Annotated in this window: 24 protein-coding genes; 7 read left to right on the forward strand and 17 right to left on the reverse strand. The window is 65.8% G+C overall.

The window, feature by feature from the left end; all coding sequences use genetic code 11:
* Positions 1–56: 56 nt before the first annotated feature.
* The 3 genes from CFB43_RS35810 to CFB43_RS35820 are packed head-to-tail and all read left to right on the forward strand — an operon-like array spanning position 57 to position 2,991.
* On the forward strand, positions 57–926 hold the full coding sequence (locus CFB43_RS35810) for an FAS1-like dehydratase domain-containing protein (RefSeq protein ID WP_089498789.1): 870 nt from the start codon (positions 57–59) through the stop codon (positions 924–926).
* A 10-nt stretch (positions 927–936) separates the two neighbouring features.
* A complete protein-coding gene (locus tag CFB43_RS35815; RefSeq protein WP_089498790.1) occupies positions 937–2,136 on the forward strand; it encodes a CaiB/BaiF CoA transferase family protein in 1,200 nt (399 codons plus the stop codon).
* Positions 2,137–2,139: 3 nt separating this feature from the next.
* Complete coding sequence (locus tag CFB43_RS35820; RefSeq protein WP_089498791.1) at positions 2,140–2,991, forward strand: HpcH/HpaI aldolase/citrate lyase family protein; 852 nt, start codon at positions 2,140–2,142, stop codon at positions 2,989–2,991.
* 50 nt (positions 2,992–3,041) lie between these two features.
* On the opposite strand, the gene CFB43_RS39075 is transcribed toward CFB43_RS35820, so the two are convergent.
* The 3 genes from CFB43_RS39075 to uvrA form a co-directional block, all read right to left on the reverse strand.
* On the reverse strand, positions 3,042–3,377 hold the full coding sequence (locus CFB43_RS39075; RefSeq protein ID WP_256990194.1) for a hypothetical protein: 336 nt from the start codon (positions 3,375–3,377) through the stop codon (positions 3,042–3,044).
* A gap of 16 nt (positions 3,378–3,393) precedes the next feature.
* Complete coding sequence (locus CFB43_RS35830; RefSeq protein ID WP_089429785.1) at positions 3,394–3,681, reverse strand: DUF1330 domain-containing protein; 288 nt, start codon at positions 3,679–3,681, stop codon at positions 3,394–3,396.
* A 297-nt stretch (positions 3,682–3,978) separates the two neighbouring features.
* On the reverse strand, positions 3,979–9,873 hold the full coding sequence (gene uvrA, locus CFB43_RS35835) for an excinuclease ABC subunit UvrA (protein WP_089498792.1): 5,895 nt from the start codon (positions 9,871–9,873) through the stop codon (positions 3,979–3,981).
* A gap of 368 nt (positions 9,874–10,241) precedes the next feature.
* Between uvrA and CFB43_RS35845 the strand changes: the two genes are divergently transcribed.
* The 3 genes from CFB43_RS35845 to CFB43_RS35855 all read left to right on the forward strand — a co-directional run bounded on the left by CFB43_RS35845 (position 10,242) and on the right by CFB43_RS35855 (position 12,690).
* Positions 10,242–11,219: a chromate resistance protein ChrB domain-containing protein gene (locus CFB43_RS35845; RefSeq protein WP_179254978.1), complete on the forward strand. Its 978-nt coding sequence runs from the start codon at positions 10,242–10,244 to the stop codon at positions 11,217–11,219.
* Positions 11,216–12,394 carry a chromate transporter gene (locus CFB43_RS35850; protein WP_089498795.1) on the forward strand — a complete coding sequence of 393 codons (1,179 nt, stop codon included), beginning with the start codon at positions 11,216–11,218 and terminating at the stop codon, positions 12,392–12,394. Before CFB43_RS35845 ends, CFB43_RS35850 begins: the two co-directional genes overlap by 4 nt.
* A 101-nt stretch (positions 12,395–12,495) precedes the next feature.
* Complete coding sequence (locus CFB43_RS35855) at positions 12,496–12,690, forward strand: hypothetical protein (RefSeq protein WP_256990195.1); 195 nt, start codon at positions 12,496–12,498, stop codon at positions 12,688–12,690.
* Between the two features lie 121 nt (positions 12,691–12,811).
* Here the strand turns inward: CFB43_RS35855 and CFB43_RS35860 are convergent, their stop codons facing one another.
* The 12 genes from CFB43_RS35860 to CFB43_RS35915 all read right to left on the reverse strand — a co-directional run bounded on the left by CFB43_RS35860 (position 12,812) and on the right by CFB43_RS35915 (position 23,721).
* Complete coding sequence (locus CFB43_RS35860; RefSeq protein WP_373452574.1) at positions 12,812–14,254, reverse strand: amino acid racemase; 1,443 nt, start codon at positions 14,252–14,254, stop codon at positions 12,812–12,814.
* A 14-nt stretch (positions 14,255–14,268) separates the two neighbouring features.
* Complete coding sequence (locus CFB43_RS35865; RefSeq protein ID WP_089498797.1) at positions 14,269–15,543, reverse strand: dicarboxylate/amino acid:cation symporter; 1,275 nt, start codon at positions 15,541–15,543, stop codon at positions 14,269–14,271.
* A 183-nt stretch (positions 15,544–15,726) separates the two neighbouring features.
* Positions 15,727–16,641 (reverse strand): LysR substrate-binding domain-containing protein, encoded by a 915-nt coding sequence (locus tag CFB43_RS35870; RefSeq protein WP_089498798.1) that lies wholly within the window; start codon positions 16,639–16,641, stop codon positions 15,727–15,729.
* Positions 16,642–16,887: 246 nt separating this feature from the next.
* Entirely contained in the window at positions 16,888–17,208 is a 321-nt protein-coding gene (locus CFB43_RS35875) for a high-potential iron-sulfur protein (RefSeq protein WP_089498799.1), read from the reverse strand.
* Between the two features lie 140 nt (positions 17,209–17,348).
* Entirely contained in the window at positions 17,349–17,690 is a 342-nt protein-coding gene (locus CFB43_RS35880; protein ID WP_089498800.1) for a cytochrome C oxidase subunit IV family protein, read from the reverse strand.
* A 7-nt stretch (positions 17,691–17,697) separates the two neighbouring features.
* Positions 17,698–18,417, reverse strand: coding sequence for a heme-copper oxidase subunit III family protein (locus tag CFB43_RS35885; protein ID WP_089498801.1), 720 nt, complete (start codon positions 18,415–18,417; stop codon positions 17,698–17,700).
* Positions 18,414–19,025 (reverse strand): cytochrome c oxidase subunit 3, encoded by a 612-nt coding sequence (locus CFB43_RS35890; RefSeq protein WP_089498802.1) that lies wholly within the window; start codon positions 19,023–19,025, stop codon positions 18,414–18,416. Before CFB43_RS35890 ends, CFB43_RS35885 begins: the two co-directional genes overlap by 4 nt.
* On the reverse strand, positions 19,022–20,782 hold the full coding sequence (ctaD, locus tag CFB43_RS35895) for a cytochrome c oxidase subunit I (protein ID WP_089498803.1): 1,761 nt from the start codon (positions 20,780–20,782) through the stop codon (positions 19,022–19,024). The genes CFB43_RS35890 and ctaD overlap by 4 nt, the downstream gene beginning before the upstream one ends.
* Positions 20,783–20,813: 31 nt before the next feature.
* Complete coding sequence (locus CFB43_RS35900; RefSeq protein ID WP_089498804.1) at positions 20,814–21,962, reverse strand: cytochrome c oxidase subunit II; 1,149 nt, start codon at positions 21,960–21,962, stop codon at positions 20,814–20,816.
* A gap of 104 nt (positions 21,963–22,066) precedes the next feature.
* Positions 22,067–22,582 carry a hypothetical protein gene (locus CFB43_RS35905; RefSeq protein ID WP_089444395.1) on the reverse strand — a complete coding sequence of 172 codons (516 nt, stop codon included), beginning with the start codon at positions 22,580–22,582 and terminating at the stop codon, positions 22,067–22,069.
* A gap of 211 nt (positions 22,583–22,793) precedes the next feature.
* A complete protein-coding gene (locus CFB43_RS35910; RefSeq protein ID WP_089429798.1) occupies positions 22,794–23,303 on the reverse strand; it encodes a DUF1269 domain-containing protein in 510 nt (169 codons plus the stop codon).
* 202 nt (positions 23,304–23,505) lie between these two features.
* A complete protein-coding gene (locus CFB43_RS35915; protein ID WP_089498805.1) occupies positions 23,506–23,721 on the reverse strand; it encodes a DUF3820 family protein in 216 nt (71 codons plus the stop codon).
* A gap of 123 nt (positions 23,722–23,844) precedes the next feature.
* On the opposite strand from CFB43_RS35915, the gene CFB43_RS35920 reads away from it, so the two are divergent.
* Positions 23,845–24,033, forward strand: a complete 189-nt coding sequence (locus CFB43_RS35920) for a hypothetical protein (protein ID WP_069250279.1) — start codon at positions 23,845–23,847, stop codon at positions 24,031–24,033.
* Positions 24,034–24,302: 269 nt separating this feature from the next.
* Here CFB43_RS35920 and CFB43_RS35925 read toward each other — a convergent pair whose 3' ends face one another.
* Both CFB43_RS35925 and CFB43_RS38255 read right to left on the reverse strand, forming a co-directional pair.
* On the reverse strand, positions 24,303–24,644 hold the full coding sequence (locus tag CFB43_RS35925; RefSeq protein ID WP_089498806.1) for a hypothetical protein: 342 nt from the start codon (positions 24,642–24,644) through the stop codon (positions 24,303–24,305).
* Positions 24,645–25,362: 718 nt separating this feature from the next.
* Positions 25,363–26,490 carry a hypothetical protein gene (locus tag CFB43_RS38255; RefSeq protein WP_144023182.1) on the reverse strand — a complete coding sequence of 376 codons (1,128 nt, stop codon included), beginning with the start codon at positions 26,488–26,490 and terminating at the stop codon, positions 25,363–25,365.
* Positions 26,491–26,553: the final 63 nt, after the last annotated feature.

Consider the following 26,553-nt stretch of genomic DNA (forward strand, 5'->3'; position numbering starts at 1 on the left):
GGAAATACAGGCGTCGGCTGCCTGCCGGACACTTCCATCATCAAGCACGAAACACCATGAGTGGCGAGCCTTCCGAATCCTTCGACGCGTGGGTCGGCCGCAGTGAAGACAGCGCGGACCGGATTACCCAGGCACCCATCCGCCTGCTGCAGGCGGCACTGGACTACGCGAACCCATCCGAACTCCCCGCGACACTGCCGCCGCTGTGGCACTGGCTGTACTTCCTGCCGGGCGAGCGTCAGTCGAACATCGGCGTCGACGGTCACCCGCGGCGCGGCGGCTTCCTGCCGCCCGTCACGCTGCCACGCCGCATGTGGGCCGGCGGACGGCTGCAGTTCCTGCGGCCGCTGGCCGTCGATGCGCCCGTGCAGCGCCGGTCGACGATCCTGAGCGTGCAGAGCAAGTCCGGCTGCAGCGGCCGGCTCGTGTTCGTGACTGTGCTGCATGAGATCGGCGACGCGCAAGGCATGGCGATCCGCGAAGAACAGGACATCGTGTATCGCGACGCGCCGCCTCCCGCCGCTGCCGGCGCACCGGCACCGGCACCGGCACCGCAGCCGGCACCCGCGCCGACGGACGAACAGTATTCGCGCATCGTCACGCCCGATCCGGTGCTGCTGATGCGCTTCTCCGCGCTCACCTTCAACGGCCACCGGATTCACTACGACCGGCCTTACGCGATGCAGGAAGAAGGCTATTCGGGCCTCGTGGTGCACGGCCCGCTGATCGCGATGCTGCTGCTGGAGGAACTGCGCCGCACGCATCCCTGGAAGATTATTCGCCGCTTCGAGTTCAAGGCCGTCAGCCCGCTGTTCGACACCGCGCCGTTCACGGTAAACGGCAAGCTCGAAGGACATGCCGCCCGCCTGTGGGCGCGCGGCCCGCAAGGACAGCTGGCCATGCAGGCCAGTGCCGAACTGGAATAACGATCCGACCATGCAAGCTCGCAAAGCTCAACCCGGCCCGCTCAGCGGGATGACCGTCGTCACGCTCGAACACGCGATTGCCGCGCCGTTCTGCACGCGCCAGCTCGCCGACCTCGGCGCCCGCGTCATCAAGGTGGAGCGCCCCGGCGTGGGCGATTTCGCGCGGGCGTACGATCACCGCACCCGCGGCCTCGCGTCGCATTTCGTATGGACCAACCGGTCGAAGGAAAGCCTCACGCTGGACCTGAAGCAACCGGCCGCGCAGGCGGTGCTGGGCGAACTCGTCGCCCGGGCCGACGTGCTGGTGCAAAACCTCGCGCCCGGCGCGGCCGCGCGCATGGGCCTGTCGTTCGATGCGCTGCACGCGAAGCACCCGCGGCTGATCGTCTGCGACATCTCGGGCTATGGCACCGATGGCCCCTACCGCGACAAGAAAGCGTACGACCTGCTGATCCAGAGCGAGGCGGCGTTCCTGTCGATCACGGGCACGGCCGACGAGCCCTGCAAGGCCGGCATTTCAATCGCCGACATCGCGGCGGGCATGTATGCGTACACGGGCATCCTCAGCGCGCTCCTGCAGCGCGGCGTCACGGGCATCGGCTCGCACGTGGAAATTTCGATGCTCGAGGCGCTGGCCGAGTGGATGGGCTTCCCGATGTACTACGCCTACGACGGCCAGCAGCAGCCGGGCCGCAACGGCGCCGCGCACGCGACCATCTATCCGTACGGCCCGTTCAAGGCCGGCGACGGCCGCGTCGTGATGCTCGGCCTGCAGAACGAGCGCGAATGGAAAGCGTTCTGCGATGTCGTGCTGCGCGATCCGGCGCTCGCGACCGATCCGCGCTTCGACGCCAACGTGCACCGCTCGGAACACCGTGCGGAACTGAAGGCCGTGATCGAACAGGCGTTTTCCGCACTCACCGCGCAGGACGTGATCGCGCGCCTCGACGAAGCGCAGATCGCGAACGCCGCCGTGAACCGGATCGGCGATCTCTGGACGCATCCGCAACTGCACGCACGCGAGCGCTTTCGCACGATCGACTCGCCGGCCGGCGAACTGCAGGCGCTGCTGCCACCCGCCACGATCGACAGCTTCGACGTGCGCATGGACGCGGTGCCCGCGCTGGGCGAACACAGCGCGGCCATCCTGCGCGAACTCGGGCGCACCGACGCCGATATCGAACAACTGCGCGCCGCCGGCGTGATCTGAGCCATGTCCAAGCCCCTTTCCCCCGTCCGTCACGCGCGCAGCCTGCTGTTCGTGCCGGCCACCCGCCCCGAGCGCTTCGCGAAGGCGCTCGATTCGGGCGCCGACTGCATCATCGTCGACCTCGAGGATGCCGTCAGCCCCGACAGCAAGGACGACGCACGCGCACAGCTTGCGCAGCACCTGCCGCTACTGACGGCCGAGCAGCGTGCGCGCACCGTCGTGCGTGTAAACGCGGTCGGCACGCCGTGGCACGACGCGGACCTCGCGCTGCTGAGCGACTGGGTCGCGGACGGCGTGGTCGTGATGCTGCCGAAGTCCGAGGATGCGGGCGCGCTGCGCACGGTGGCGGCGCAGCTCGGCGAGCACGCGCAACTCGTCGCGCTGATCGAATCGCTGGCCGGGCTCGACGCGGCCGATGCGCTGGCGCGCGACCCACAGGTCGTGCGCGTCGCGTTCGGGCATCTGGATTTCCAGCTCGACGTCGGCATGCGCGCGACGCCCGACGAGCCGGAGCTGGCCTTTGCGCGCAATGTGATCGTGGCCGCGTCGCGTCGCGCGCAGTTGCCCGCGCCGATCGACGGCGTGACCACGCGCACCGACGATGCCGAGCGCCTGACGGCCGATGCGCGGCGTGCGCGCGCGTTCGGTTTCGGCGGCAAGCTGTGCATCCACCCGGCGCAGGTCGCCGGCGTGAACGATGCGATGGGTTATTCGGAAGACGAGCAGGCGTGGGCGCGCCGCGTGATCGACGCAGCCACGAAACACGGCGGCGCCGCGTTCAGCCTGGACGGCCGGATGGTCGATCTCCCGGTGATCCGGGCGGCCGAGGCGATCATCGCCGGTACGCGGAAATAATGGATCGCGACTACGCGGCGCGCTCCATCGGCCCGCATCCGCGCCGCCGCTCAGGCCGCAACCGGTTCGCGCCGATCGGCGGGCCGCCACCCGCGTGCCGGCGCGATATGCGTGATGACATCGTCGAGAAGCTGCAGATAATTCTCGAACGGCAGGTTGTAGGGCAGTTCGACGCGCAACTCCCGCATCTGGCCGACCACCGGATCGGCCAGCAGCCGCTCCAGGATTTCGTCCGAGGTGCCGACGAGATCCGGCGCCGACGCCTCGCACTTCGACACCTTTGCGTGACAGCGCTGCCGGGAAGCCGTCGGGCGGGAGGCCCAGCTCGCCCTTGAACAGCGACACGACGGTCCCACCGAAGGTGGAGTCGCCGCGACGATCGACAAGCGGCTCGCGCCCCGGTCAGACGCCTTCGACCAGCACGGCCCGAAAGCGTGCGCCCTTGAAGCGATGCGGAACGATGGCCTGGTATGCCGGGCTGCCATACCAGGCGTGCGCGGCGTCCCTGGACGGAAACTCGACGATCACCACCCCTTCCGGGCCGTCGCCCTCGAGCGTTTCCTGCGGGCCATAGGCGGCCAGCACCTTCAACGGATGGCCGGCGGTCGTCGCGCCGACCTTGTCCTGGTAGAGATCGAGTTCCTGCTGATCCTGCGTGCTTTCATGCGTGAAGACGATATAGGTCGCCAAGATTGCACTCCTGATGCGTTCGAGAATGATGGGACGATCCGGAGATCGTCCGCCGGACAACGGCACTCATCCTAACCATCGGGCGCGCGTTCTCTTAGCCCCCTGCTTCCAACTCTCTATTCGAGCCGGATTAACAATGGACGCACCCGGTCGGCCGGGCGCGTGTCGCGGCACCAAAAGAAAACACCCCTCGACGAGGGGTGCATGAGCCGGATCGCGGTGCGCCCCCGGCCGATGGCAAGTCAGCTGGGGGAAATCACCGCCCGGCGCCGGGGCCGTCGAGACGCAGCGTCGCGCTCACCCTACCCGCGCTTCGCCCTCGCGCTCGGCTTCCCCTTCGTCCGACCCCGTTCGCGCCAGCACCGGCTTGAGCGCCTGCCCGGTGTGGCTTGCGCTCACCCGCGCGAGCGCTTCCGGCGGCGCCGCCGCGACGATCGTACCGCCGCCCACGCCGCCTTCCGGCCCGAGATCGATGATCCAGTCGGCCTCGGCAATCACGTCGAGGTCATGCTCGATCACGACGACGCTGTGCCCCGCATCGACGAGCCGGTGCAGCACGCGAATCAGCTTCGCGACGTCGGCCATGTGCAGGCCGACCGTCGGTTCGTCGAGCACGTACAGCGTGTGCGGCGCCTTCTGGCCACGCCGCGTGATGTCGTCGCGCACCTTCGTCAGCTCGGTGACGAGCTTGATGCGCTGCGCCTCGCCGCCCGACAGCGTCGGCGATGGCTGGCCGAGCGTCAGGTAGCCGAGCCCGACATCCTTCATCAGCTGCAGCGGATGCGCGATGTTCGAGATCGGCGCGAAGAATTCCACCGCCTCGTCGATCTCCATCGTCAGCACGTCGCCGATGTTCCGGCCGCGCCATGTGACGGCGAGCGTCTCCGGGTTGAAGCGCTGCCCGTGGCACACGTCGCACGGCACCTTCACGTCGGGCAGGAAGCTCATCCCGATCGTGCGCACGCCTTGCCCTTCGCATGCGGGGCAGCGCCCGTCGCCGGTATTGAACGAGAAGCGCGATGCCGTGTAGCCGCGCGCCCGCGCTTCCAGCGTATCGGCGAACAACTTGCGGATCGTGTCCCACACGCCGATATAGGTGGCCGGGCACGAGCGCGGCGTCTTGCCGATCGGCGTCTGGTCGACTTCCAGCACGCGATCGATCTGCTCCCAGCCGCTCAGCGACTCGCAGCCCTGCCACGCATGCGTGACGTTCAGCGACGGCCGCGGCGCGCTGCGCGCCAGCACGCTCGAACGACGGTTGGCGGCCGGCGCATCCTGCTGCGCGGCCTTGCGTGCGCGCCGCGTGGCCGGCGACGACAGTACCGAACGGCCGACCGCGTCGAGCAGGTTCGTCATCAGCACGTCGCGCGCGAGCGTCGACTTGCCCGAGCCGCTCACGCCCGTCACCGCGACGAGCCGCGCGAGCGGAATGCCGACCGTGACGTCGCGCAGGTTGTGCAGCCGTGCGCCGTGCACGGTCAGCCAGGCATCCGGCACGGCGGCGCCGCCTTGCTTGCCCGGCAGGCTCACGCTGCGGCGCGGCTGCAGCGGGTGCGTCATCGGCTGCGCGAGCAGGCGCCCCGTGACCGAATCGGACTGCGCGGCCAGATCCGCGACCGCGCCCTGCGCGACCAGCGTGCCGCCGCGCTTGCCGGCGCCCGGGCCCACGTCGATGATGTGATCGGCGCGGCGGATCGTGTCCTCGTCATGCTCGACGACGACGAGCGTATTGCCCTTGTCGCCGAGCTTGCGCAGCGCGTCCAGCAGGATCTGGTTGTCGCGCGGATGCAGGCCGATCGTCGGTTCGTCAAGCACGTAGCAGACGCCCTGCAGGTTGCTGCCGAGCTGCGCCGCGAGCCGGATGCGCTGCGCTTCGCCGCCCGACAGGCTCGGCGCCGCGCGATCGAGGCTCAGGTAACCGAGCCCGACTTCCTCGAGAAACGCGAGGCGGCTGCCGATCTCGCTGACGATGTCGCGTGCGATCTGTGCGTCGCGCCCCGTCAGTTCCAGCCCGTCGATCCAGCGGCGCGTGTCGGACACCGTCCATTGCGCGACCTCGACGATCGGATGCGCGTCGAACGTGACTGCGCGCGCGGACGGGTTCAGCCGCGTGCCGTGGCAATCCGGGCACGGCTCGTTGCCCACGCCTTCCGGCTCCTGCTCGTCGGACGGCAGCGTCTGCTCGCGGCCACGATCATCGCCGGCGAGCACCGTGTCGTCATACGCGGCGCGCTGTTCGCGCGTGAGCGTGACGCCGGTGCCGACGCAGGTCGTGCACCAGCCATGCTTGCTGTTGTACGAGAACATCCGCGGGTCCAGCTCCGGGTAGCTCGTGCCGCACACCGGGCACGCGCGCTTGACCGACAGTACCTTGACCGTGCCGACCCGCGCGGTCGAATGATCGTTCTGCATCGCATCGTGCAGCCCGTCGAGCGGCGCGAGCAGATGCATCACGCCCTTGCCGAGCTCGAGCGTCTCGTCGAGCACGCGTCGCAGTTCGGCCTCGTTGTCCGGCGACACGACGATGTCGGCGACCGGCAACTCGATCGTGTGCTCGCGGAAGCGGTCGAGCTTCGGCCACGGATCGACCGGCACGAACTCGCCGTCGACGCGCAGATGCGTGCTGCCGCGCGCCTTCGCCCACTTCGCGAGATCCGTATACACGCCCTTGCGGTTGACGACGAGCGGCGCGAGCAGCCCGACGTGCTCGCCGCGATGATCGCGCAGCAATTGCGCGGCGATCGATTCGACGGACTGCGACGTGACCGGCGTGCCGTCGTGGATGCAATGCTGCAGGCCAAGCTTCACATACAGCAGCCGCAGGAAGTGCCAGACTTCGGACGTGGTCGCGACCGTGCTCTTGCGCCCGCCGCGCGACAGCCGCTGCTCGATCGCGACGGTCGGCGGAATGCCGTACACCGCATCGACTTCGGGGCGGCCGGCCGGCTGCACGATCGAGCGTGCATACGCGTTCAGCGATTCGAGGTAACGGCGCTGCCCTTCGTGGAACAGGATGTCGAACGCGAGCGTCGACTTGCCGGAACCCGATACCCCGGTGATCACGTTGAACTTGCCGTGCGGGATGTCGACGTCGAGCGCCTTCAGGTTGTGTTCGCGCGCATTGACGATCCGCACGACGTCTTCGCCTTCGATCGCACGCCGCTCGCGCGCCGCGTTCAGCACGGCCTGCAGCGGCTTGCCTTCGTCGGCGAGCGCCAGCTCGGCGTCCATTGCGCGGTCGTACTGCAGCAGCGCCACGCCGGTATGCGATTCGGCGCAGGCCTTCACGTCGTCGGGCGTACCCGCGCACAGCACGAGGCCGCCGCCGTCGCCGCCTTCCGGGCCGAGATCGATCAGCCAGTCGGCCGCACGGATCACGTCGAGGTTGTGCTCGATCACGATCAGCGAATGGCCGGCCGCGAGCAGCTTGCCGAACGCCTGCATCAGCTTCGCGATGTCGTCGAAGTGCAGCCCGGTGGTCGGCTCGTCGAACATGAACAGCTTCGCGCGCGCGATGCGCGCTTCCTCCGTGACGACCCGGCGCCCATTGACGGCCGCCGCCGATTCGGCGAGGAAGCCGGCCAGCTTCAGCCGCTGCGCTTCGCCGCCCGACAGCGTCGGCACCGGCTGGCCGAGCTTCACGTATTCGAGGCCGACGTCGACGATCGGCTGCAGCACGCGCAGCACCTCGGCGTCGGTCGCGAAGAACGCGGCCGCTTCGCTGACGGTGAGATCGAGCACGTCGGCGATGCTCAGCGCGCGGCCGTTGCGCTCGATGCGCACTTCGAGGATCTCGGCGCGGTAGCGGCTGCCGTCGCAATCCGGGCAGCGCAGGTAGACGTCGCTCAGGAACTGCATCTCGATGTGCTCGAAGCCCGAGCCGCCGCAGGTCGGGCACCGGCCATCGCCCGAGTTAAAGCTGAACGTGCCGGCGCCATAGCCGCGTTGCAGCGCGAGCGGCGCCTTCGCGAACAGCTTGCGGATCTCGTCGAACGCGCCGACGTAGCTCGCCGGGTTCGACCGCGTGGTCTTGCCGATCGGCGACTGGTCGACGAACACGACGTCGCCGACCTGGTCGGCGCCCGTGAGGCCGCGGTACGCGCCCGGCGACTCGGTCGCCTTGCCGTGGTGCCGCGCCATCGCCGGATAGAGCACGTCCTGAAGGAGCGTGGACTTGCCGGACCCCGACACGCCCGTCACGCAGACGAGCCGCTGCAACGGGATCTCGACGGTCACGTCGCGCAGGTTGTGTTCGCTCGCGCCTTCGAGCACGATGCGCGGCGTGTTCGCGTCGACCACCCGGCGCGCCCAGTTCGACGCATGCGCGACATGCTTGCGGCCGCCGAGATACTCGCCCGTCAGCGTGTGCGCGGAGCGGATGTCGGCGGGCGTGCCGTCGTAGACGATCGTGCCGCCGCGCTCGCCCGGGCCGGGCCCCATGTCGATCAACCGGTCGGCCGCGAGCATCACCGACGGATCGTGTTCGACCACGACCAGCGTATTGCCCGCGTCGCGCAGCCGCTGCATCGCCTCGACGATCCGCGTGAGATCGCGCGGATGCAGGCCGATACTCGGTTCGTCGAGCACGAACAGGGTTTTCGTGAGCGACGTGCCGAGCGCCGTCGTCAGGTTGATCCGCTGCACCTCGCCGCCCGACAGCGTGCGGCTCTGCCGGTCGAGCGTCAGGTAGCCGAGCCCCACGTCGCACAGGTATTTCAGGCGCGTGCGCACCTCGGCGAGCAGCAGCTTCAGCGCATCGTCGAGCAGCGCGCTCGGCAGCGTGATGTCGTCGAAGAAGCGGCGAATGCGCTCGATCGGCAGCAGCATCAGGTCGTGCACGGTCAGGCCCGGCAGCGCTTCGAGCTGCGCGCGGCTCCAGTCGACGCCGCGCGGCATGAAGCGGCCGGCCGGCGCGAGCACGCCGTCGGCGTTTTCCTTCGAGCCGAGCCGCCATTGCAGCGACTCCGTCTTCAGGCGCGCGCCGCCGCACACGTCGCACGGCGTGTAGCTGCGGTATTTCGACAGCAGCACGCGGATATGCATCTTGTACGCTTTCGACTCGAGATAGCCGAAGAAGCGCTTCACGCCGTACCACTGGCTCTGCCACTTGCCGTTCCAGTCCGGCGACCCGTTGACGACCCAGTCGCGCTCGGCGTCCGACAGCTCTGACCACGGCGTGTCGCGCGGGATGCCGGCTTTCGCCGCGTAGCGCATCAGGTCGTCCTGGCATTCCTTCCAGGCAGGGGTCTGCATCGGCTTGATCGCGCCGCCGCGCAGCGTCTTGCGCGCGTCGGGGATCACGAGGCCGAGATCGACGCCGATCACGCGGCCGAAACCGCGGCAGGTTTCGCATGCACCGTACGCTGAATTGAACGAGAACAGCGCCGCCTGCGGCTCCGCGTAGCGCAGGTCGCTGTCGGGATCGTGGAGCCCGGTGGAGAAGCGCCATACCTGCGGCTCGGCAACCGCGTTCCCGGCGTCAGCCGGCAGCACATAGACGTTCACGCGCCCGCCGCCGCGCTTCAGCGACGCCTCGATCGCCTCGACCACGCGTACCTTGTCGGCGCCCTGCACGCGGAAGCGGTCGGCCACCACGTCGAGCACCTTGCGCGGCCCGGTGGGCGACGCGACCTCGCGCTGCGCCTGCACGCGCGTATAGCCGCTCGCCGACAGCCACTGCGCGATTTCTTCATCGGACACCGCTTCCGGCAGCTCGACCGGGAACGTGACGACGACGCGCGGATCGTCCGCCTGCGTGCGCGCGACGAGCTCCGCGTAGATCGTCTCCGGCGTGTCGTGCCGCACCTGCCGCGCGGTCTTGCGGTCGAACAGCTCGGCCGCGCGCGCGTACAGCAGCTTCAGGTGATCGTTCAGCTCGGTCATCGTGCCGACGGTCGAGCGCGAGCTGCGCACCGGGTTGGTCTGGTCGATCGCGATGGCCGGCGGCACGCCGTCGACACGTTCGACCTGCGGGCGATCCATCCGGTCGAGGAACTGCCGCGCGTATGCGCTGAACGTCTCGACGTAGCGCCGCTGGCCTTCCGCGTACAGCGTGTCGAACACGAGGCTGGACTTGCCGGAGCCCGACGGGCCGGTGACGACCGTCATCTCGCCGGTGCGCAGGTCGAGATCGAGATTCTTGAGGTTGTGCTGACGTGCTCCGCGAATGCGGATCAGATTGCTGGATGACAATTTGCCTGCCCGTCTGAATGAGTTAGCCAGAGTGCTCGGTGCCGGAACGCTGCGGCGGATGCCCGCAGGCGCGGCGCACGGGCCGCCACGGTTACACGTGTGCGGCTCGATTGCGACGGACACTATACTGTATATTCATACAGTTTTCCATGACGACCCTGGCGCCGTCATGGGCAGGCGGGCGGCGAGGGAGCGAGATGCCTGCCGAACGGGCCACCCGCTGCGTGCCGGTTCGCAGCGGTCATGGGCGCATCCCGCCAACCATTCGAATCCCCCGTCTCCGGCTGACGACGGGAGCAGCCCTCCCCGCGTGTAACGATCGAAAAGTTAACTTGTAGAAGTTGTGACGCATTAGTAGCATTTGCTACATGAATACTTTATCGATCTGGTCGCTCCTCGTTCTGACCCTTCCGACAGAAAACGCGACGGCCCGCATGCGGTTCTGGCGTGCGCTGAAGGCGAAAGGGTGCGCGGTGCTGCGCGACGGCATCTACCTGCTGCCGTACACCGCAGAGCATGAGGCGACCCTGCGCGAGCTCGCGGCGGCGATCGCCGACAGCGGCGGCACGGCCCACCTGTTGCGCGCGCCCAGTCTCGACGCATCACAGGAACAGGAATTCCGCGCGCTGTTCGACCGCGACGCCGACTACGCGACCTTCACGCGAACCCTCATCGACGCGCGCAAGACACTGGCCGGGCAGTCCCCCACGGAGCTCACCCGCCTGCTGCGTCGCCTGCGCAAGGATTTCGACGCCATCCGGGCGATCGACTATTTCCCGGGCGATTCGGCCACCCGTGCCGAAGTCGCGCTGCAGGATTTCGTCGCGCTGGTCGACACCGTGCTGTCGCCGGGCGAGCCGCACGCCGCCGACCGCCCGATCCGTCCGCTGGCGACCAACGAATATCAAGGCCGAACCTGGGCGACACGGCAACGGATGTGGGTCGATCGCGTCGCGAGCGCGTGGCTGATCCGTCGATTCATCGACGCGCGCGCCCGCTTCCTCTGGCTGGCGGCGCCGGCGGATTGCCCGGTCGATGCGCTCGGCTTCGATTTCGACGGTGCGACGTTCACGCACGTCGGCGAGCGCGTGACATTCGAGGTGCTACTCGCCAGTTTCGGACTCGAAGACGACGCCGCGCTGATGCGGCTCGGCGAGATCGTGCATGCACTCGACGTAGGCGGCCCCGCCGCGCCTGAAGCGGTGGGCTTCGAGGCCGTGATGGCCGGCACGCGCCAGCGCACGGAGAACGACGATCAGTTGCTCGAGCAGATGGGCGCCGTGCTCGACGCCCTGTACGCGCACTTCACGTCGAACGGCAAAAAACCAACCACGGCCAGATCATGACTCCTACCGTCGCCACCACCGAACCGACCTACTCGCTGGGCGAGCTGGTCGCCTACATGCTGCGTCTCGGCACATTCGGTTTCGGCGGGCCGGTCGCGCTCGCGGGCTACATGCGTCGCGACCTGGTCGAGCGTCGCGGCTGGATCACGGAGGCCGACTACAAGGAAGGCCTCACGCTGGCCCAGCTCGCACCGGGGCCGATGGCGGCCCAGTTGGCGATCTATCTCGGGTTCGTCCACTACCGCCTCCTCGGCGCGACGCTGGTCGGTTTCGCGTTCGTGCTGCCGTCGTTCCTGATGGTGGTCGCGCTCGGGTTCGCGTACGCGCATTTCGGCGGGCTGTCGTGGATGCAGGCCGTCTTCTACGGCGTCGGCGCGGCGGTGGTCGGCATCATCGCGATGAGCGCGTACAAGCTCACGACCAAGACCGTCGGCGACGACAAGCTCCTCTGGGCGATCTTCCTGACCTTGGCCGCGGTGACCTTCATCACGGAATCGGAAATCGCGTGGCTGTTCGTCGCTGCCGGCCTGATCGGCTGGCTGTGGCGTGCTCCACCGAAGTGGCTGCACAAGGGCGGCCTGAATGCCGTTGCCGCTGCCCAACTACCCGCAGTCAGCGGGTGGCTGAGCGGCATCGATTTACCGCAGCTCGTTCAGCTCGGTGCTTTCTTCATGAAGGCGGGTGCGTTCGTGTTCGGCTCCGGACTCGCGATCGTGCCGTTCCTCTATGGCGGCGTCGTCACCGAGCATCACTGGTTGAACGACAGGCAGTTCGTGGATGCCGTCGCGGTCGCGATGATCACGCCCGGCCCGGTCGTGATCACCGTCGGCTTCATCGGGTATCTGGTCGCGGGATTCCCGGGCGCACTCGTCGCTTCGCTCGGCACGTTCCTGCCTTGCTATCTGTTCACGGTCATTCCGGCGCCTTACGTGAAGAAATACGGGCACCGGCCGGGCGTCAAGGCGTTCGTGAACGGCATCACGGCGGCGGCCGTCGGGGCGATCACGGGCTCCGTTCTCGTGATCGCGAAGCGATCGATCGTCGATATCCCGACTGCGCTGCTCGCCGTCGCCACCGTGCTTTTGCTGTGGCGCTTCAAGAAATTGCAGGAACCGGTGATCGTGATCGCTGCCGCCGTCATCGGGCTCGTGGCGTTCCCGCTGCTTCATCACTGACTCGAGTCGACGTGCGGTGGAGGTGACGTACCGGATGAACGCGCGGGCAAGCGATCGCCACAGATACGGCTCGATTTCGGCTGACACGATACGGTATCTCCATGCAGCCACCGATGAAGGCGGTTCGCGCGACCGTGACGGTCAAGGAGATCCTCGCGAACCGGCGTCGGGTCGTGCTGGAAACCTGCTTCGAAGTGAACGGGCTCGTCGTCGTGGAAGGCACGGCGGCCGTCATGCCCACGAACGCCGAAGCCCGCCGGAAGGAAGCGGATAACGCCCAGGATCACGAGGCTTGACGGTCGCGCGGAGCGGGACGGCCGGCGGTGTCGGACTCGCGATGTACGGTCACGCGAGCCGCTTCGCGCGGGATGATCCGCGTCCACGAATCCGGTCGCGATGCGTCACACGGAAACCGGCTCAGCCGGCCGCCGCCATCGCATGGGCAACGCACGTCCGGGCCAACACGTCGGTCGGGTCGACCAGCGTTGCCCGGCTGCCGTTTCGCGTCACGTATTCGCCCCCCGGCAGCAGGATCGGCAGCTCGGTACATCCGAGCACGATCACGCTCACGCCGTCGGCAATCAACGCGTCGACGGCAGCGTCGATATCGTCCTTGCACTGTCCGGCCGTAAAGCCCGCCTTGACACCCGCCTTTCCGTAGATCGCTTCCATCACGCGCGCCTGCAACGCCGGGGCGGGCGCGACTTGCCGGAGTCCTTGCGATTCCAGCGCCTTTTCATACACACCGCTTTCGATCGTGCCGGACGTCGCCAGTACACCGACCTCGCGTAGCGCCGGGTAGGTGTCGCGCAAGTGAGCGACCGTGACGGTCAGCATGTTGACGATCGGAATGTCGAGATACGGCTGAATCCGCTCGACGAATGCATGCGCGGTATTGCACGGAATCGCGATGACGTCCGCATCGCCGTCCTCGAGCTTCTTGCAGGTCGCGTACAAGGCGATCGTCGGGTCCACGCCGGCACCTAAAAGATTCTCGGTTCGATCGGGGATTTGCGGATTCTGTTCGACCAGCAGCTTGATATGGTCCTGATCGCGCGACGCCGGTGTGTTTCGAACGATCTTGTCCAGGAAATCGACCGTTGCGGCCGGACCCACGCCGCCGACCACGCCGATCTTGAACGTCGATGCACGGGAGCCGTGCGGCGCCGATACCGCGTACTGCGCGTAGGCGAGATTCGAATCGATCAACGGCACCGGCAACGGGCCGATTTCATCCGCGACCAGCGCAATCTCGGTCAGCCCCGGGACGATGACCTGCACGCCCTGATCGACCAGGTCCTCGCAGGCGCGGCGCAACAGCTCGACCGGCCGCCCTCGAAGCGTGCCGCGCTTGATGCCGTCGGCACCGTAGACCGCTTCCGTCACGAGATCGACGCCGTCGTACGAACGCGGATGGACGATGTCGAATGGCGGCGACGGGAAATACGCATCGAAGAGCCGCTTGTCCCGCACGTAATCGGAAGCGAGCACGCCGATGCGTGTCGCGTCGGGATACTTGCGTTGCACATGGCTGCGAACGGCTTCGACGATATCCACGATCGGCAGCTTCGTATTCGCTTTCAGCTCGTCGATGAACGTGTGGCTCAGGAAACACGGGAGCACGACCGTCGTCACGCCACGCGCGTCGAACGCCCGGATCATGTCGAACACGTACAGCTTGCGTTCGATGGTCGCGGCACTGCCCGACCCCGCGCCATTGAACGGGTATTGCTCGAAAATCGCTTCGACATGCTCATCGTCGGACGACGCCGGCGTCGCCTTCACCATCTTGAAGAACACGTCGGCACTCCCCAGCGGCCCGAGGCCGCCGACCACGCCGAATTTTCTTCGGGTGCTCATGCTGGCCGTGCCCATCATGCATTCAGCTCCGGCTCGTCGAATACGGCGCCGTTCGACTTCACGGCTCGCCGGCCCTCCCACTTCGCGATCACGGCTGTCGCCACGCTGTTGCCGATCACGTTCGTCATCGTGCGCCCCATGTCGAGGATCTGGTCGATCGCGAGGACCATCGCGACGCCGGCCACCGGCAGATGGAACATCGGCGCGACCGCCGCGACCACGACCACCGAGCCGCGCGGCACGCTCGCCATGCCCTTGCTGCTCAACATCAGCACCAGCAGCATGAACACCTGCTCCGACAGCGGCATGTGCACGCCGAACGCCTGGGCGATGAAGATGGCGGCAAACGCCTGGTACATCATCGAACCGTCGAGGTTGAATGCGTAACCCAGCGGCAACGTGAAACCCACCACCTTCTTGTCGACGCCGAACCGCTCGAGCTGCTCGGTCAGGCGCGGATAGGCGGCCTCGCTGCTCGCGGTCGAGAAGGCGATCAGCGCGGGTTCGCGCACGGCCTTCAGCAGGCTCACGACGCGCCGACCGAGAAACGCATAGCCGGCGCCGATCAGGATCGTCCAGAGGACCAGCAAGCCGAGATAGAACGCGCCGATCAGCTTGCCATACGTGTAGATCACGTCGAGCCCGCGCAGCGTGACCGACGACGCGATCGCACCGAATACGCCGAGCGGCGCCGCGCGCATCACGTAGTTCGTCAGGCGCAGCATCACCGGCACCATCCCGTCGATCGACTGAATCACGACGCCGACGCGCTTGTCGTGTTTGAGCGCACTCAGCGCGACGCCGAGAAAGACCGAGAACACCAGGATCTGCAGGATGTCGTTGCGCGCCATCGCGTCGAGCAGGCTGGTCGGGAACGCATGCGTGATCACGTCCCGGGCGTTCAGCGCGGCCGTATTCAAGCCGGTATTGACGTCGCCGGCGGTTGCCGTGAGATTCAGGCCGGCGCCCGGCTGCAGCGCATTGGCCATGACGAGGCCCAGGCTCAGCGAAATCAGCGACGCGCAGATGAACCACCCGATCGAGCGCAGGCCGATGCGCCCGACGTCCTCGCCACTGTCCATGCCGGCCAGGCCCGACACGAGCGTCACGAACACCAGCGGCGCGATGATCATCTTGATCAGGCGCAGGAAGATGTCGGTGACGATCGAGAAATAGCCGGCAATCTCCTTGAGCGTGCCCGGGTCCGCGATGTGGGTGTGGCAGAGATAGCCGGCGACGACACCGAGAATCATGCCGACTGCGATGCTTAAGGTAAGGCGATTTTTCATGTCCATCCGTCCGTGGTGGCACCCGGCCGCCGGAAGGCGGGCCGCCGCTGCGATGCAGGCAGCGCGACGCGGGTCACGCATCACATCTGCCGTTGGAACGAATGGTAGGGATCGTCGATAAAACCGTGATGCCGGTGCGACATGGCGGTATGCGAGCGCCGCATAAGGCGGGAAAACCCTGACTCAGCCGAGCCGCGAAGGCGCCGCGCGCAGGTGCTGCCAGAGCGTGTCCAGGAATTCACTGCGATTGGACACGTCGCGATACACGCGCAGTTCGACGTCGAGGTTCCACGCCGCCGGCCCGGCCGGCACGAGATCGCCGGCCGCCAGTTCCGCCGTGATCGCGCTCCGGGGCAGCCACGCGACACCCTCGCCTTCCATCACGAGTTTCTTCAGCACCTCGGCCATGTCGGATTCGTAGTGCAGTTGCAAGGCCGGCGCATCCGGTGCGCGGCCGAGCAGCAGCGCGAGGCACCGCCCGAAGTAACTGGTTTCCGTATAGGAAATCAGCGGCAGCGGATGCTGCTTCGTCCCGGGAAGACGAAAGGCCGGCGCGGATCGACGGTTGGGCCTGCATGCCGGCATCAGCGTGTCGAGGCCCACGGTCAGGTGTTCGTATTTCACCGGATCGAGATGGAGCGGCAGTTCCGGGTGGTGATACGCAAACATGAGCTCGCAATTGCCGTTGACGAGCATCAGGATCGAATCGTGGACATTGGTCGGAATCACGCGCGCCCGCACTTCGCCGAAATGCGGCGCGAGCGCCTTGAGCCACGCCGGCAGGAAACTCAGCGCGATCGTGTGGCCCGCGGCGATCTGCAGGCTCTTGCCGGCGATCCGCTGCTCGGTGCGGATGATCGCGCGCGTGTCGAACAGGCGGCTGAGCACATCTTCGGCCGTCTCGCGAAACAGGCGGCCCGCCGGCGTCAGCACCGGCGGAAAGCTGCTGCGGTCGATCAGTTCGGCCCCGATCCACTGTTCGAGCGACTGGATGCGACGGCTGAAACCCGACTGCGTGACGTTGCGGAACTCCGCTGCCCGGGAAAAGCTTTGATATTGAGCGAGGGCGAGGAAATCCTCGATCCATTTGATTTCCATATCGGCCTTGGAGGATCGCGGTGGGATCGGCCTGCGCGTCACCGAAGTCGGGGGGACGCGCAGGCCGGCGGACGCTCACATTGTATGTGCTCGATCCGGCGCATCGCGTCGGCGTTTGCCATGGCGCCAGTGGCCGATCTGGACGTCGCCGTTCTGCGGGCTCGCCGACGGCGACGATATGCGCGGGCGACAACCCCGGCGGCGACGGCATTTCAGTTGCACGGCCGCCAGCCCATCCCTGCCTGGCTACGCCTTCTTCGTATAACTGTTGCACCAGCCTTCCGCACTCACCTGCTTGCCGCCGAAAATCGCGCACGCCCCCGTCGTGGCGCCGGCCTTGCCCTGGAAGAACCGACAATTCGCACAGGCCTCGCCTGCCTGGAATTTCGGGTACTTCGCATGATCGACCCGTCCGGCATCCGCCTTGTAGCCGAGCGCCTGGGCATTGGCATCGGCTTCCTGCACGACACCGGCCCCGGCATCCGCCGCCGTCGCGCGGCGTCCAACGGCGAGCGCGGAAGCGAGCACGGTGGTGACTGCAATGAAACGTCGACGAGAAAATTTCATGGATCCTCCCTTCAGGTTCGCGTGAACGGATGTCCGGAATGCGCCATTTCCCGATGACGAAACGCCGCCCGCTCCGAAACAGCGCCCGTCGATCGCGCAGGCATCCCGCCCATCCCGCCGACGCACGATCGACGCCGGAATCAGCGAAAGAACAGCTCCCGCATCCCGAACGTGTGATGCGCTTCCGCCGCCATCAGCACCATGAGCACCAGCAGGGTCAGTGGCGGGATCAGGATCGCGTACACGAGCGCCAGCCGCTCCCACATCATGTGCATGAAGATCGACACGATCAGCCCGGCCTTCGCGATCATCAGCACGACGATCAGCACCCAGCGCATCAGGCCCTGCACGTTGAAGTAGTCGACCAGGTACGACAACGTGCTCAGCACGAACAGCAGGCCCCAGATCTTCAGGTAGAGGCCGATCGGATGCTGCTGGCCGTGCGCGGCGTCGGGTCGATCGGCGGGGTCGGTGTGGTCCATCGCTACCTCACCACAAATAGAACAGCGCGAAGATGAACACCCACACCAGGTCGACGAAGTGCCAGTACAGCCCGGCGATCTCGACGATCTGGAAGTTGCCGTGTTCGGTGAATCCCGGCTGCAGGATCTTGCGCGCGATCAGCAGCAGGTAGATCACGCCGCAGGTCACGTGAAAGCCGTGAAACCCGGTGATCGTGAAGAAGCACGCGCCGAACTGCGCCGCGCCCAGCGGATTGCCCCACGGGCGAATGCCTTCACGGAAGATCAGGTTGCTCCATTCGAACGCCTGCAGCGACACGAAGGTCGCGCCCAGCAGCGCGGTGGCCAGCAACAGCGCGGCAGCGGGCCGCGCGTTGCGCCGGTAGCCGAAGTTGACGGCCATCGCCATCGTGCCGCTGCTGCTGATCAGCGTGAACGTCATGATCGCAATCAGCAGCAACGGCACTTCCACGCCGCCCACGCTGAGCCCGAACACCTTCGCGGTATCGGGCCACGGCGCGGTGGTCGACATGCGCACCGTCATGTAGCCGATCAGGAAGCTGCTGAAGACGAAGGTGTCCGACAGCAGGAAGATCCACATCATCGCCTTGCCCCACGGCACCCTGAAGGCTTCGCGGTCGGACGACCAGTCCATGACGATGCCGCGCCAGCCGTCGGGCCGCACGTCGGCGGTCGGCACCGCAGACGATTCGGCAGCGGATTCGGTGTGGATCGTGGGCGCTTTCATGGCGCGGCTCCGTATAGCGGCCCGCAGATGGCGGCGACGATCCCGGGGGTCAACCACTGCATCGCCGCCAGCAGCACGAGCCAGACCGCGAGCAGGAAATGCCAGTAGCGCGCGCACAGCGCGATGGCCCGTTGGGCCCGGAACGGGTCTGCGCGCCGGAGTTGCGCGATCGTCACGACCCACGCCGCCAGCCCGCCCAGCACATGCACCCCGTGCAGGCCGGTGAGCAGGTAGAGGAAGCTGTTGGACGGATTGACGGTGACCGTCTCTCCGGCTGCCGACAGCGTCTGCCACGCAACCAGCTGCCCGATCACGAACACGGCCGCCAGCACGCCGCCGGCTGCCAGCCACACCGTGCGGGACGGGCCGATCCGCCGGGCGCGCTGCATCGCGATGCTGGCCAGCGCCAGCGCGCCGGTGTTCCACCACAGCAGCGCCGGATGCGGGATCGGCTGCCAGTCGGGTTCACGCATGCGCATCGCATAGGCGAACAGCAGCAGCGAGAACAACGTCGTCGCCACCGCCATGAACACGGTCAGGCCGGTGCGGCCCGCATTCGGCAAGCCGGGTGGCGCATCGGGAACGAAGGGGCGCGGCAGCGTGGTCATTCGTGTGCCTCGCCCGGGTGCAGCGTCGGATGGGCCGCTTTGGATTGAGGCGCCGTCGCCGGCGGCTGGTTTTGCGGCACGAAGTCTTCCTCCTGCCCCGGCGGACTGTATTCGTATGCCCAGCGGTAGACGACGGGAAGCGTCGGCCCCCAGTTGCCGTGCACGGGCGGCGTGTGCGGCGTCTGCCATTCGAGCGTGGTGGCCCGCCACGGGTTGCCGTCCGCACGCCGGCCGTGGCGGAGGCTCCACGCGAGGTTGAACAGGAACAGCAGCTGTGCCGCCGCGACGATCAGCGCGACGATCGTGATGAACGTGTTGAGCGTTTGCGCCGAGTGCGGAATGAAGCTGTAGCCCTGATACACGTAATACCGCCGCGGCATGCCGAGGATGCCGAGATAGTGCATCGGGAAATAGATCGCATAGGTGCCGACGAAGGTGATCCAGAAGTGCGCGCGCCCGAGCGTGTCGTCGAGCAGGCGGCCCGTCACCTTCGGGTACCAGTGATAGAGGCCGCCGAACACCACGAGGATCGGCGACACGGCCATCACCATATGGAAGTGCGCGACCACGAAATACGTGTTCGACAGCGGGATGTCCACGCTCACGTTGCCGAGGTACAGCCCGGTCAGCCCGCCCAGCACGAAGGTGCTGATGAAGCCGATCGCGAACAGCATCGGCACGGTCAGGTGGATATCGCCGCGCCACAGCGTCAGCACCCAGTTGTAGACCTTGAGGGCGGTCGGGACGGCGATGATGAGCGTCGTGGTGGCGAAGAAGAAGCCGAAGTACGGATTCATGCCCGCGATGAACATGTGGTGCGCCCAGACCACGAAGCTCAGCGCGCCGATGATCACGATGGCCCACACCATCATCCGGTAGCCGAAGATGCTCTTGCGCGCGTGCGTGCTGATGAGATCCGACGCGATGCCGAAGGCCGGCAGCGCGACGATGTAGACCTCCGGATGCCCGAAGAACCAGAACAGGTGCTGGAACAGCAGCGGACTGCCGCCGGCGTGCTTGAGCGTCTGCCCCATCGACACCACGGCCGGGATGAAGAAGCTGGTGCCGAGCGTCCGGTCGAACAGCATCATCACCGCCGACACGAACAGCGCCGGAAACGCCAGCAGCGCCATGATGGTCGCGATGAAGATGCCCCACACCGTGAGCGGCATGCGCATCAGCGTCATGCCGCGCGTGCGTGCCTGCAGCGTGGTGGTCACGTAGTTCAGGCCACCCATCGTGGCCGCGACGATGAAGATCGCCAGCGACACGAGCATCAGCACGATGCCCCATTCCACGCCCGGCGTGCCCGGCAGGATCGCCTGCGGCGGATACAGCGTCCAGCCCGCGCCGGTCGGCCCGCCCGGCACGAAGAAGCTCGCCACCAGCACCAGCACGGCCAGCAGGTAGACCCAGTAGCTCAGCATGTTGAGAAACGGGAACACCATGTCGCGCGCGCCGAGCATCAGCGGGATCAGGTAGTTGCCGAAGCCGCCCAGGAACAGCGCCGTCAGCAGGTAGATCACCATGATCATCCCGTGCATGGTGACGAACTGGTAGTAGTGGTTCGCGTCGATGAACGCGAACTTGCCCGGAAAGCCGAGCTGCAGCCGCATCAGGTCCGACAGGACGAGGCCGACCAGGCCAATCGCGATGGCCGTCAGCGCGTACTGCACGGCGATGACCTTGTGGTCCTGGCTCCACACATAGCGGGTCCAGAAGCTATGCGGGATGGGGTCGGTATGCGCGTAGGTCATGGCGTCTGCTCCGTCTGCTTCGTCCGTTCCGCTAGGGCTGGGCGGCGGTGCCGGCGGGCGTCCCGCCTTGCGCCTCGATATAGGCCACCAGCGCGGTCAGTTCCTGCTCGCTCAGGTCGAAGTGCGGCATGATCGGCGAGAAGCCCTTCACGACGCGAGCCGTCGGATTGCGGATGAACGCGCGCAAATAGGCTTCGTCCACCTTCGCGGTGCTGCCGTCGGCCATCGTTTCGGTCTTGCCGTACAGGCCCTTCCAGGTCGGGCCCACGAGCGGGCTGCCGTCCACGGTATGGCAGGCGACGCAGCCCTTGGCCGCCGCGAGCGTCTTGCCCAGGTTGGCCAGCGCCTGCGCGCTGCCGCCCGCGGCGGCGGGTGCGGCCTGCACGTGGGCCATCTGCTGCTGCGCGAACGTGGTCTGCTGCGCCAGCCAGCGCGAGAACGCGGCTTCGTCTTCCACCACCACCACGCCGCGCATGCCGGAATGCCCGATCCCGCAGAGCTGCGCGCACAGGATGTCGTAGCGCCCAGCCTGGGTCGGTGTGAACCAGAAGGTGGTCACCATGCCCGGCACCATGTTCATCCGCGCCCGGAACGGCGGAACGTAGAAGTCGTGCAGCACGTCGCGCGACCGGGCCAGGACCTGGATCGGCCGGTTGAGCGGCAGGTGCACCTCGGGACTGTCGATCAGGTAGTTGTCACGGCCGTTCGGGTCGGCGGGGTTCAGGCCGAACGGGTTGTCGTTGCTGATGTAGCGCATGTCGGTCGTGCCCAGCTTGCCGCCAGGCCCGGCGAAGCGAAAGCGCCATTGCCATTGCTGGCCGAGCACCTCCATCTGCAGCGCGTTGCGCGGCGGCCGGATGTAGTCCGCGTAGACGAACAGGCCCGGCGCCAGCAACGCCGCCACGCCGACGATGGTCAGGCCGATCAGCCACCATTCCAGTTTCCGGTTGTGCGGTTCGTAGGCCGCACGATGCCCGCTGCGGTGGCGATAGCGCACCAGGGCGACCACGATGAACAGGTTGATGGCGATGAAGAATGCGCCGGTGATGACGAGCGTGATCGTCAGCATGTCGTCCATGCGCACCCAGTTCGACGCGATCGGCGTGATCCACCACGGACTGGCAAAGTGAAACCCCACCGCCAACAGGATGATCAGGACCAGGGCAATCGCAAGGGCCATAGGCCGCCTCGCTGCATCTCACTCGCCGGCGCCGCCGGCACCCGGTTCCGTGTCGCCCGTGGGCGCCGCGTGTTCAAGCGCGGCGCGGCGGGAGACGCGATGGGTCAGTCGTCCACGTTCTGCTTGCGCAATCGCTCCAGCCTGCCGTAGGTGATGGCCGCCACCACGCCGAACAACAGGTTGGCCAGCAAGGGCCCTGAACCGCGCTCGGAGACGAACCACGGGAACACGGCCGTCATCACGTAGAAGTTCCATCCATACGCAACGATCCCGAACGCCAGCCCGATGACGGCTTCCATGCCCACGCTCGAATCGAAGCGGAAAGGCGCCATGATCGCGGCGAGCATCATCCCCATGATCGCGCCGAGCACGTAGTGCAACAGCAGCGCCATCGCCACGATTTCGAGGTTGAATTGCGTCATCTGGCCGAGCGCGCTGCGGCCCATCACCATCGCCGCGATCTTGTGGGTCGGTTGCCACGGGCTCGAGCCGAGCACCAGCGTCGACCAGACGAATTCCAGCGCGATCACCAGCGCGCCGCCCGCGAGACCGGCCACGGCAGCGGCGACCCAGTCGGGCGTACGACGCGCCCAATGGTGCGATTGAATGTGCAGTTCCATACGGCCTCCTTGCCGACGGTTCGACGTTGGCACTTCGATTCCCCCAGGCATTACGCGCGTCGGCCCCGCGTCTCTTGCGCGCTTCGGCATGGCGGACAGGGGTTGCCTGCGCAACGAGCGCACGCCCCGCTCCCCGTGCGGCCGCGGCCGTGCGCCCGGCGAACCGCGTCAATCGACGCGGTTGTCGGGCAAGCCGATTGGCTGTCGCCTGTCAGGGGAAGATCGGTGACGTCGGTTCGGCGCCCTCCAGGTCCGCCTTCGGAAAATGCTGAGCGACCATCTCTTCGATTTCCTGCTCTCGCAATGCCGGCACGTCGGCCATGATCAGGATCTGGCCTGCCTGGATCGCCTCGCGAAATCGCTGGAGTCGCGCGTTCGGCTCGGCGATGCCGATCATCGCGGCGGTCCACGCCCCGAAACCCGCGCCGGCCAGCGTCAAGCCGACGACGGCGCCGCCCGCGATCACGAGCTCCGCCGGCGGAAAGACGAGCGCGACGAGGCCGATCAGCGCACCGGCCGCGCCGCCGAGCGCGACGCCGCGCTCGAGTGCATGCACGACGTCGCTGCTTTGCAGCAACGATGCTTCGGGCAACTGATCGAGTGTGACGCTGTGGTCGGCGAGAACGTGGATATGGCGCCAGACGATACGCGCGCGCAATAGATCGTCGACGATGGCCTTCGCCATCTGGGTATCGGGTACGAGGAAATAAAGGCGTCTCATGTTGGCACCCCTTTTCTTGCCATCAACGCGTCCAAGGGACTGCTTTATATTCTATGTCAGCATCGGCAACGTGCCAGGTGCATGCGAGCCGCGGACGGGGTCGCATGCGAGCATTCGGCACGCGTGGCAAGTGGGGTTGAAGCGCGGTGATGTTCGCGGTCGATCGATCCGGGGGGCCGGGGACGTTCGCCCCCGATGGGCGCTAAACGCGTTTGCGCAACGGCGCCAGCAAGTCCCGCAGGCCGTTGTGGTCGATCTCGTGCATCAGCGCGAGCTGCCGTCCGATTTCGCCGCGCGGAAACCCTTCGCGCGCCAGCCAGTTGAGGTAAGGCCCGGGCAGGTCGGCAATCAGCCGGCCTTTGTATTTCCCGAAGGGCATGGTGACGGTGACGAGCTGTTCGAGGTCTGGATTTTGCATGCGGGTATTGTGCACGGCTTTTCGGTCCTGTCGCCGACCTCGCGAAAAGGACTCGGCGAACCACCTGCGCCCCTTTTCTCGCCTGCTAGACTGGAATTCCCCCTGCACACGATGGAGGGAATCATGTTGTCCGTCTACGTCGTGAAGACCGGCGAGCAGTTCCTTTGCACCGCCGAGGATGGCGATATCGGCATGGCGCCGGCGGTTGAGGATGCCACGTCGTTTGGTTCGTATGAGGAAGCGGAAAAGGCGGCACACGTGCATGCCGACCCCGGATACGAAATCGTCGCCGTCTGTGTAATCAGGCACTGACAAGGCGCCCGCTGCCGGGCGCCCGGCGACGAGATGCGGCTCGCAGTTCCGCTGGCGCCACGCGATAGGGGTGGCGCGATGGGCTGTGCCCGGAATGACCTGGCACCGCATGGATGGCGTGCCGGGGTGCTCAGGAGGGGATCGCCGCGCGCGTCGGCAGCTCCGGTGTGTACGCTCCGACGCTACGCGCCCTCCCTGAAACGCCTGGCATCCGGCGCGCACGCCTCGTATGCGGCGCTGCGGGAATTCGGAGCGTCGCTGCTCCGCTGTTATCGCCTCGGCCCTTTCATGCCCTCCGACTCCATGGCCGCATGCCACTCCTCATTCGCCTCGATGGGGTCCATCGCTTCGTCGACCGAGGCCGTCGCGCGCTCGGCGGCGGCTCTGGCTTCGTCTGCCGGGGAGGCAAAATCACCGTCGCCTTCGCGATCGCCATCGCCATCACCGTCGCCCGGGGGATGCAGCATGTCCTTGAGCATCGCGCTTAGCTCCGGCGTGTCCCACGGCAGCCCACGCCGCGTCCGATCCTTGATGTAGTGCCTCACTTCCGCGTCCTGCTCCACGGTCAGCGGCAGCCCTCGGAAGGTGCTTTGGGGGCCAGCGTCGATCATCGCTTTCTCCTGTTTCTAGGGCATTTTCAGTGTACTCGCCATTGCAAGCCCGTGAGCAGCGATTACGGCGCGCTTGCGGCGGAGCAAACGTGTGGGGGCGACGGGTGAGCAGCGGAGAATTTCAGGCACCCGACCATAGGGGCGAGAGCCTGAAATTCGCCGACAACCGCTAGCACGCGATTGCCATGGGTCAATATCGATGAAAGTTTCGCGAGATTTCGGGACCGTTGTCCGGCGGGCTGCGCTTGCGGCCTGGCATGGGGTGCCGCCCTTCACGTCGGGCGGCATTCGGCCAGCTTGAGACGTTCGAGACCGACCGCAGATTCGACGACAATTGGGGGGATGCGCGCTAGCCACCACCCGTTGACCTGCACCTGACGTTGCGTACATTCAATGCCGACGCGCAGCAGTCGTGTCAAGGTTCGGAGAGGGAGACTCTCGGTTGGCCACAAAACTGTTGGAGAACACGTAATGGTAGGTTGGAAAATCCAGCCATTTGCGTCCTGATTGACGTATACGGAACCAGTTTGGGTGAAACTCCGGTCGAGCAATGAAGGGGCTTGTGCATTTCCTGATTGCGTTGATATTGAGCGGCAATCGTCAGGTGCTGACCAAGTGACTTTGTGGCACCTTGGCATCTGTTTGCAGGGTGGCGGTCCTAAAGCACACCATTTGGGGGGACTTGGATCGCGTCCGTGCCGATTTCTCGCTTCACGTTTCACTCGTTTGGAGGGGCTACCCTCATGACACCTTTTTTGAGATTGCTTCCGGGGATCACGTTTCCATTTGAATCGCACCAGACAATTAAATTTGGACTATCAGGATCGCGACATTTGAATGAAGGGATATTGGAATTGGATGTCTGCGCAACCGAAATAGCCGAAGCATCATTCGCTGCCCGAGTAATTCCGGAGTCAGCAGCCGATGCCGCTGAGGGAGATGCGACGTTCACCACCTCCACCAAATTTCGGATATGTTCAGATGAGGTGACGAACCCGATGGGATCGGTACGCAATACTCGGTTCGCTTGGGTTGCCGAAAAAGTATTTGGCGGCACGGCAGGTTTAGAGTCCAACGAGATTTTTTTCCCCATGGGTATGCTTTGCGCTCCACTCGGCACAAAACTAACTTGGATCGTATTTTGATTTGTAATTTTCGACTCTACGCCGCCGCCTACGGTGAACGGGCCAATTCCCAATGACACTTGCCCATTTGCGTCGACAAGGTACTTGATGTCTATTGTGAAAGTGTCGCCGGGATCAGTGCCGGCATTCGCCAATCGATCCACCGCAGAAAAACATGGTAATTGACTGTCGTTGACTTGATCTCTCTGTGCGGCAGCTATCAGTCCTTGTCTGAGTGTCAAGAGTGCTTGAGCTATAGGAGCATCGTCAATGCTCGATTTATTCAGAGAGGGATTGGTATATATGTTTGAGTAGTATCCATCTGGCTCAAGCCACTCACTAAAGACAAGCGTGCTGGTTGAAACGTTTTCTAGTGAAAGCGATGGCTTGATTGTCAGGATTGGACTGGTTTTCCCGCTTGCGTTTCCCGATGTGGTTGTGTCTGCGACCGTAAGCAGAGTGACTTTTACTCTGGAAATATCAAAATCCACGGAACCGTTCCCACACCAGTACCCGTCTGCAGCTGCAGTCGTCGCTATCCGAGCTTTATTTTTTTGAACCAAATAGACGCCAACCTGACGCTTTATGTCGGCCTGAACGTCTTGAACCTTGTCAAGTCGAACGGCAGTTACGGTAGTTCCACATCCCCAAAGAAATACAGAAAGCAATGGGCAGATAACTGTTAAATTCGAGAAACTGCGCCGTATGCGTACCGCCATCATGTTGATCCCCTAGCCAATTTTTTCTTGAATATTATTCTAAGTAAAAGTGAGTTTAGTACAGTT

The organism is Burkholderia sp. AU15512 (assembly GCF_002223325.1).
Classification (GTDB): domain Bacteria; phylum Pseudomonadota; class Gammaproteobacteria; order Burkholderiales; family Burkholderiaceae; genus Burkholderia.

Excerpts from the sequence above, each read along its gene's own strand:
- CFB43_RS35920 (WP_069250279.1), top strand. The coding sequence starts at position 23,845 with ATGTTGTCCGTCTACGTCGTGAAGACCGGCGAGCAGTTCCTTTGCACC.
- CFB43_RS35890 (WP_089498802.1), bottom strand. The coding sequence starts at position 19,025 with ATGACCACGCTGCCGCGCCCCTTCGTTCCCGATGCGCCACCCGGCTTG.
- CFB43_RS35870 (WP_089498798.1), bottom strand. The coding sequence starts at position 16,641 with ATGGAAATCAAATGGATCGAGGATTTCCTCGCCCTCGCTCAATATCAA.
- CFB43_RS35860 (WP_373452574.1), bottom strand. The coding sequence starts at position 14,254 with ATGAGCACCCGAAGAAAATTCGGCGTGGTCGGCGGCCTCGGGCCGCTG.
- CFB43_RS35815 (WP_089498790.1), top strand. The coding sequence starts at position 937 with ATGCAAGCTCGCAAAGCTCAACCCGGCCCGCTCAGCGGGATGACCGTC.
- CFB43_RS35850 (WP_089498795.1), top strand. The coding sequence starts at position 11,216 with ATGACTCCTACCGTCGCCACCACCGAACCGACCTACTCGCTGGGCGAG.
- ctaD (WP_089498803.1), bottom strand. The coding sequence starts at position 20,782 with ATGACCTACGCGCATACCGACCCCATCCCGCATAGCTTCTGGACCCGC.
- CFB43_RS35820 (WP_089498791.1), top strand. The coding sequence starts at position 2,140 with ATGTCCAAGCCCCTTTCCCCCGTCCGTCACGCGCGCAGCCTGCTGTTC.
- CFB43_RS35865 (WP_089498797.1), bottom strand. The coding sequence starts at position 15,543 with ATGAAAAATCGCCTTACCTTAAGCATCGCAGTCGGCATGATTCTCGGT.
- CFB43_RS35875 (WP_089498799.1), bottom strand. The coding sequence starts at position 17,208 with ATGAAATTTTCTCGTCGACGTTTCATTGCAGTCACCACCGTGCTCGCT.
- CFB43_RS35885 (WP_089498801.1), bottom strand. The coding sequence starts at position 18,417 with ATGAAAGCGCCCACGATCCACACCGAATCCGCTGCCGAATCGTCTGCG.
- CFB43_RS38255 (WP_144023182.1), bottom strand. The coding sequence starts at position 26,490 with ATGATGGCGGTACGCATACGGCGCAGTTTCTCGAATTTAACAGTTATC.
- CFB43_RS35910 (WP_089429798.1), bottom strand. The coding sequence starts at position 23,303 with ATGAGACGCCTTTATTTCCTCGTACCCGATACCCAGATGGCGAAGGCC.
- CFB43_RS35880 (WP_089498800.1), bottom strand. The coding sequence starts at position 17,690 with ATGGACCACACCGACCCCGCCGATCGACCCGACGCCGCGCACGGCCAG.
- CFB43_RS35925 (WP_089498806.1), bottom strand. The coding sequence starts at position 24,644 with ATGATCGACGCTGGCCCCCAAAGCACCTTCCGAGGGCTGCCGCTGACC.
- CFB43_RS35810 (WP_089498789.1), top strand. The coding sequence starts at position 57 with ATGAGTGGCGAGCCTTCCGAATCCTTCGACGCGTGGGTCGGCCGCAGT.
- CFB43_RS35915 (WP_089498805.1), bottom strand. The coding sequence starts at position 23,721 with ATGCAAAATCCAGACCTCGAACAGCTCGTCACCGTCACCATGCCCTTC.
- CFB43_RS35905 (WP_089444395.1), bottom strand. The coding sequence starts at position 22,582 with ATGGAACTGCACATTCAATCGCACCATTGGGCGCGTCGTACGCCCGAC.
- CFB43_RS35845 (WP_179254978.1), top strand. The coding sequence starts at position 10,242 with ATGAATACTTTATCGATCTGGTCGCTCCTCGTTCTGACCCTTCCGACA.
- CFB43_RS35900 (WP_089498804.1), bottom strand. The coding sequence starts at position 21,962 with ATGGCCCTTGCGATTGCCCTGGTCCTGATCATCCTGTTGGCGGTGGGG.
- CFB43_RS35855 (WP_256990195.1), top strand. The coding sequence starts at position 12,496 with ATGCAGCCACCGATGAAGGCGGTTCGCGCGACCGTGACGGTCAAGGAG.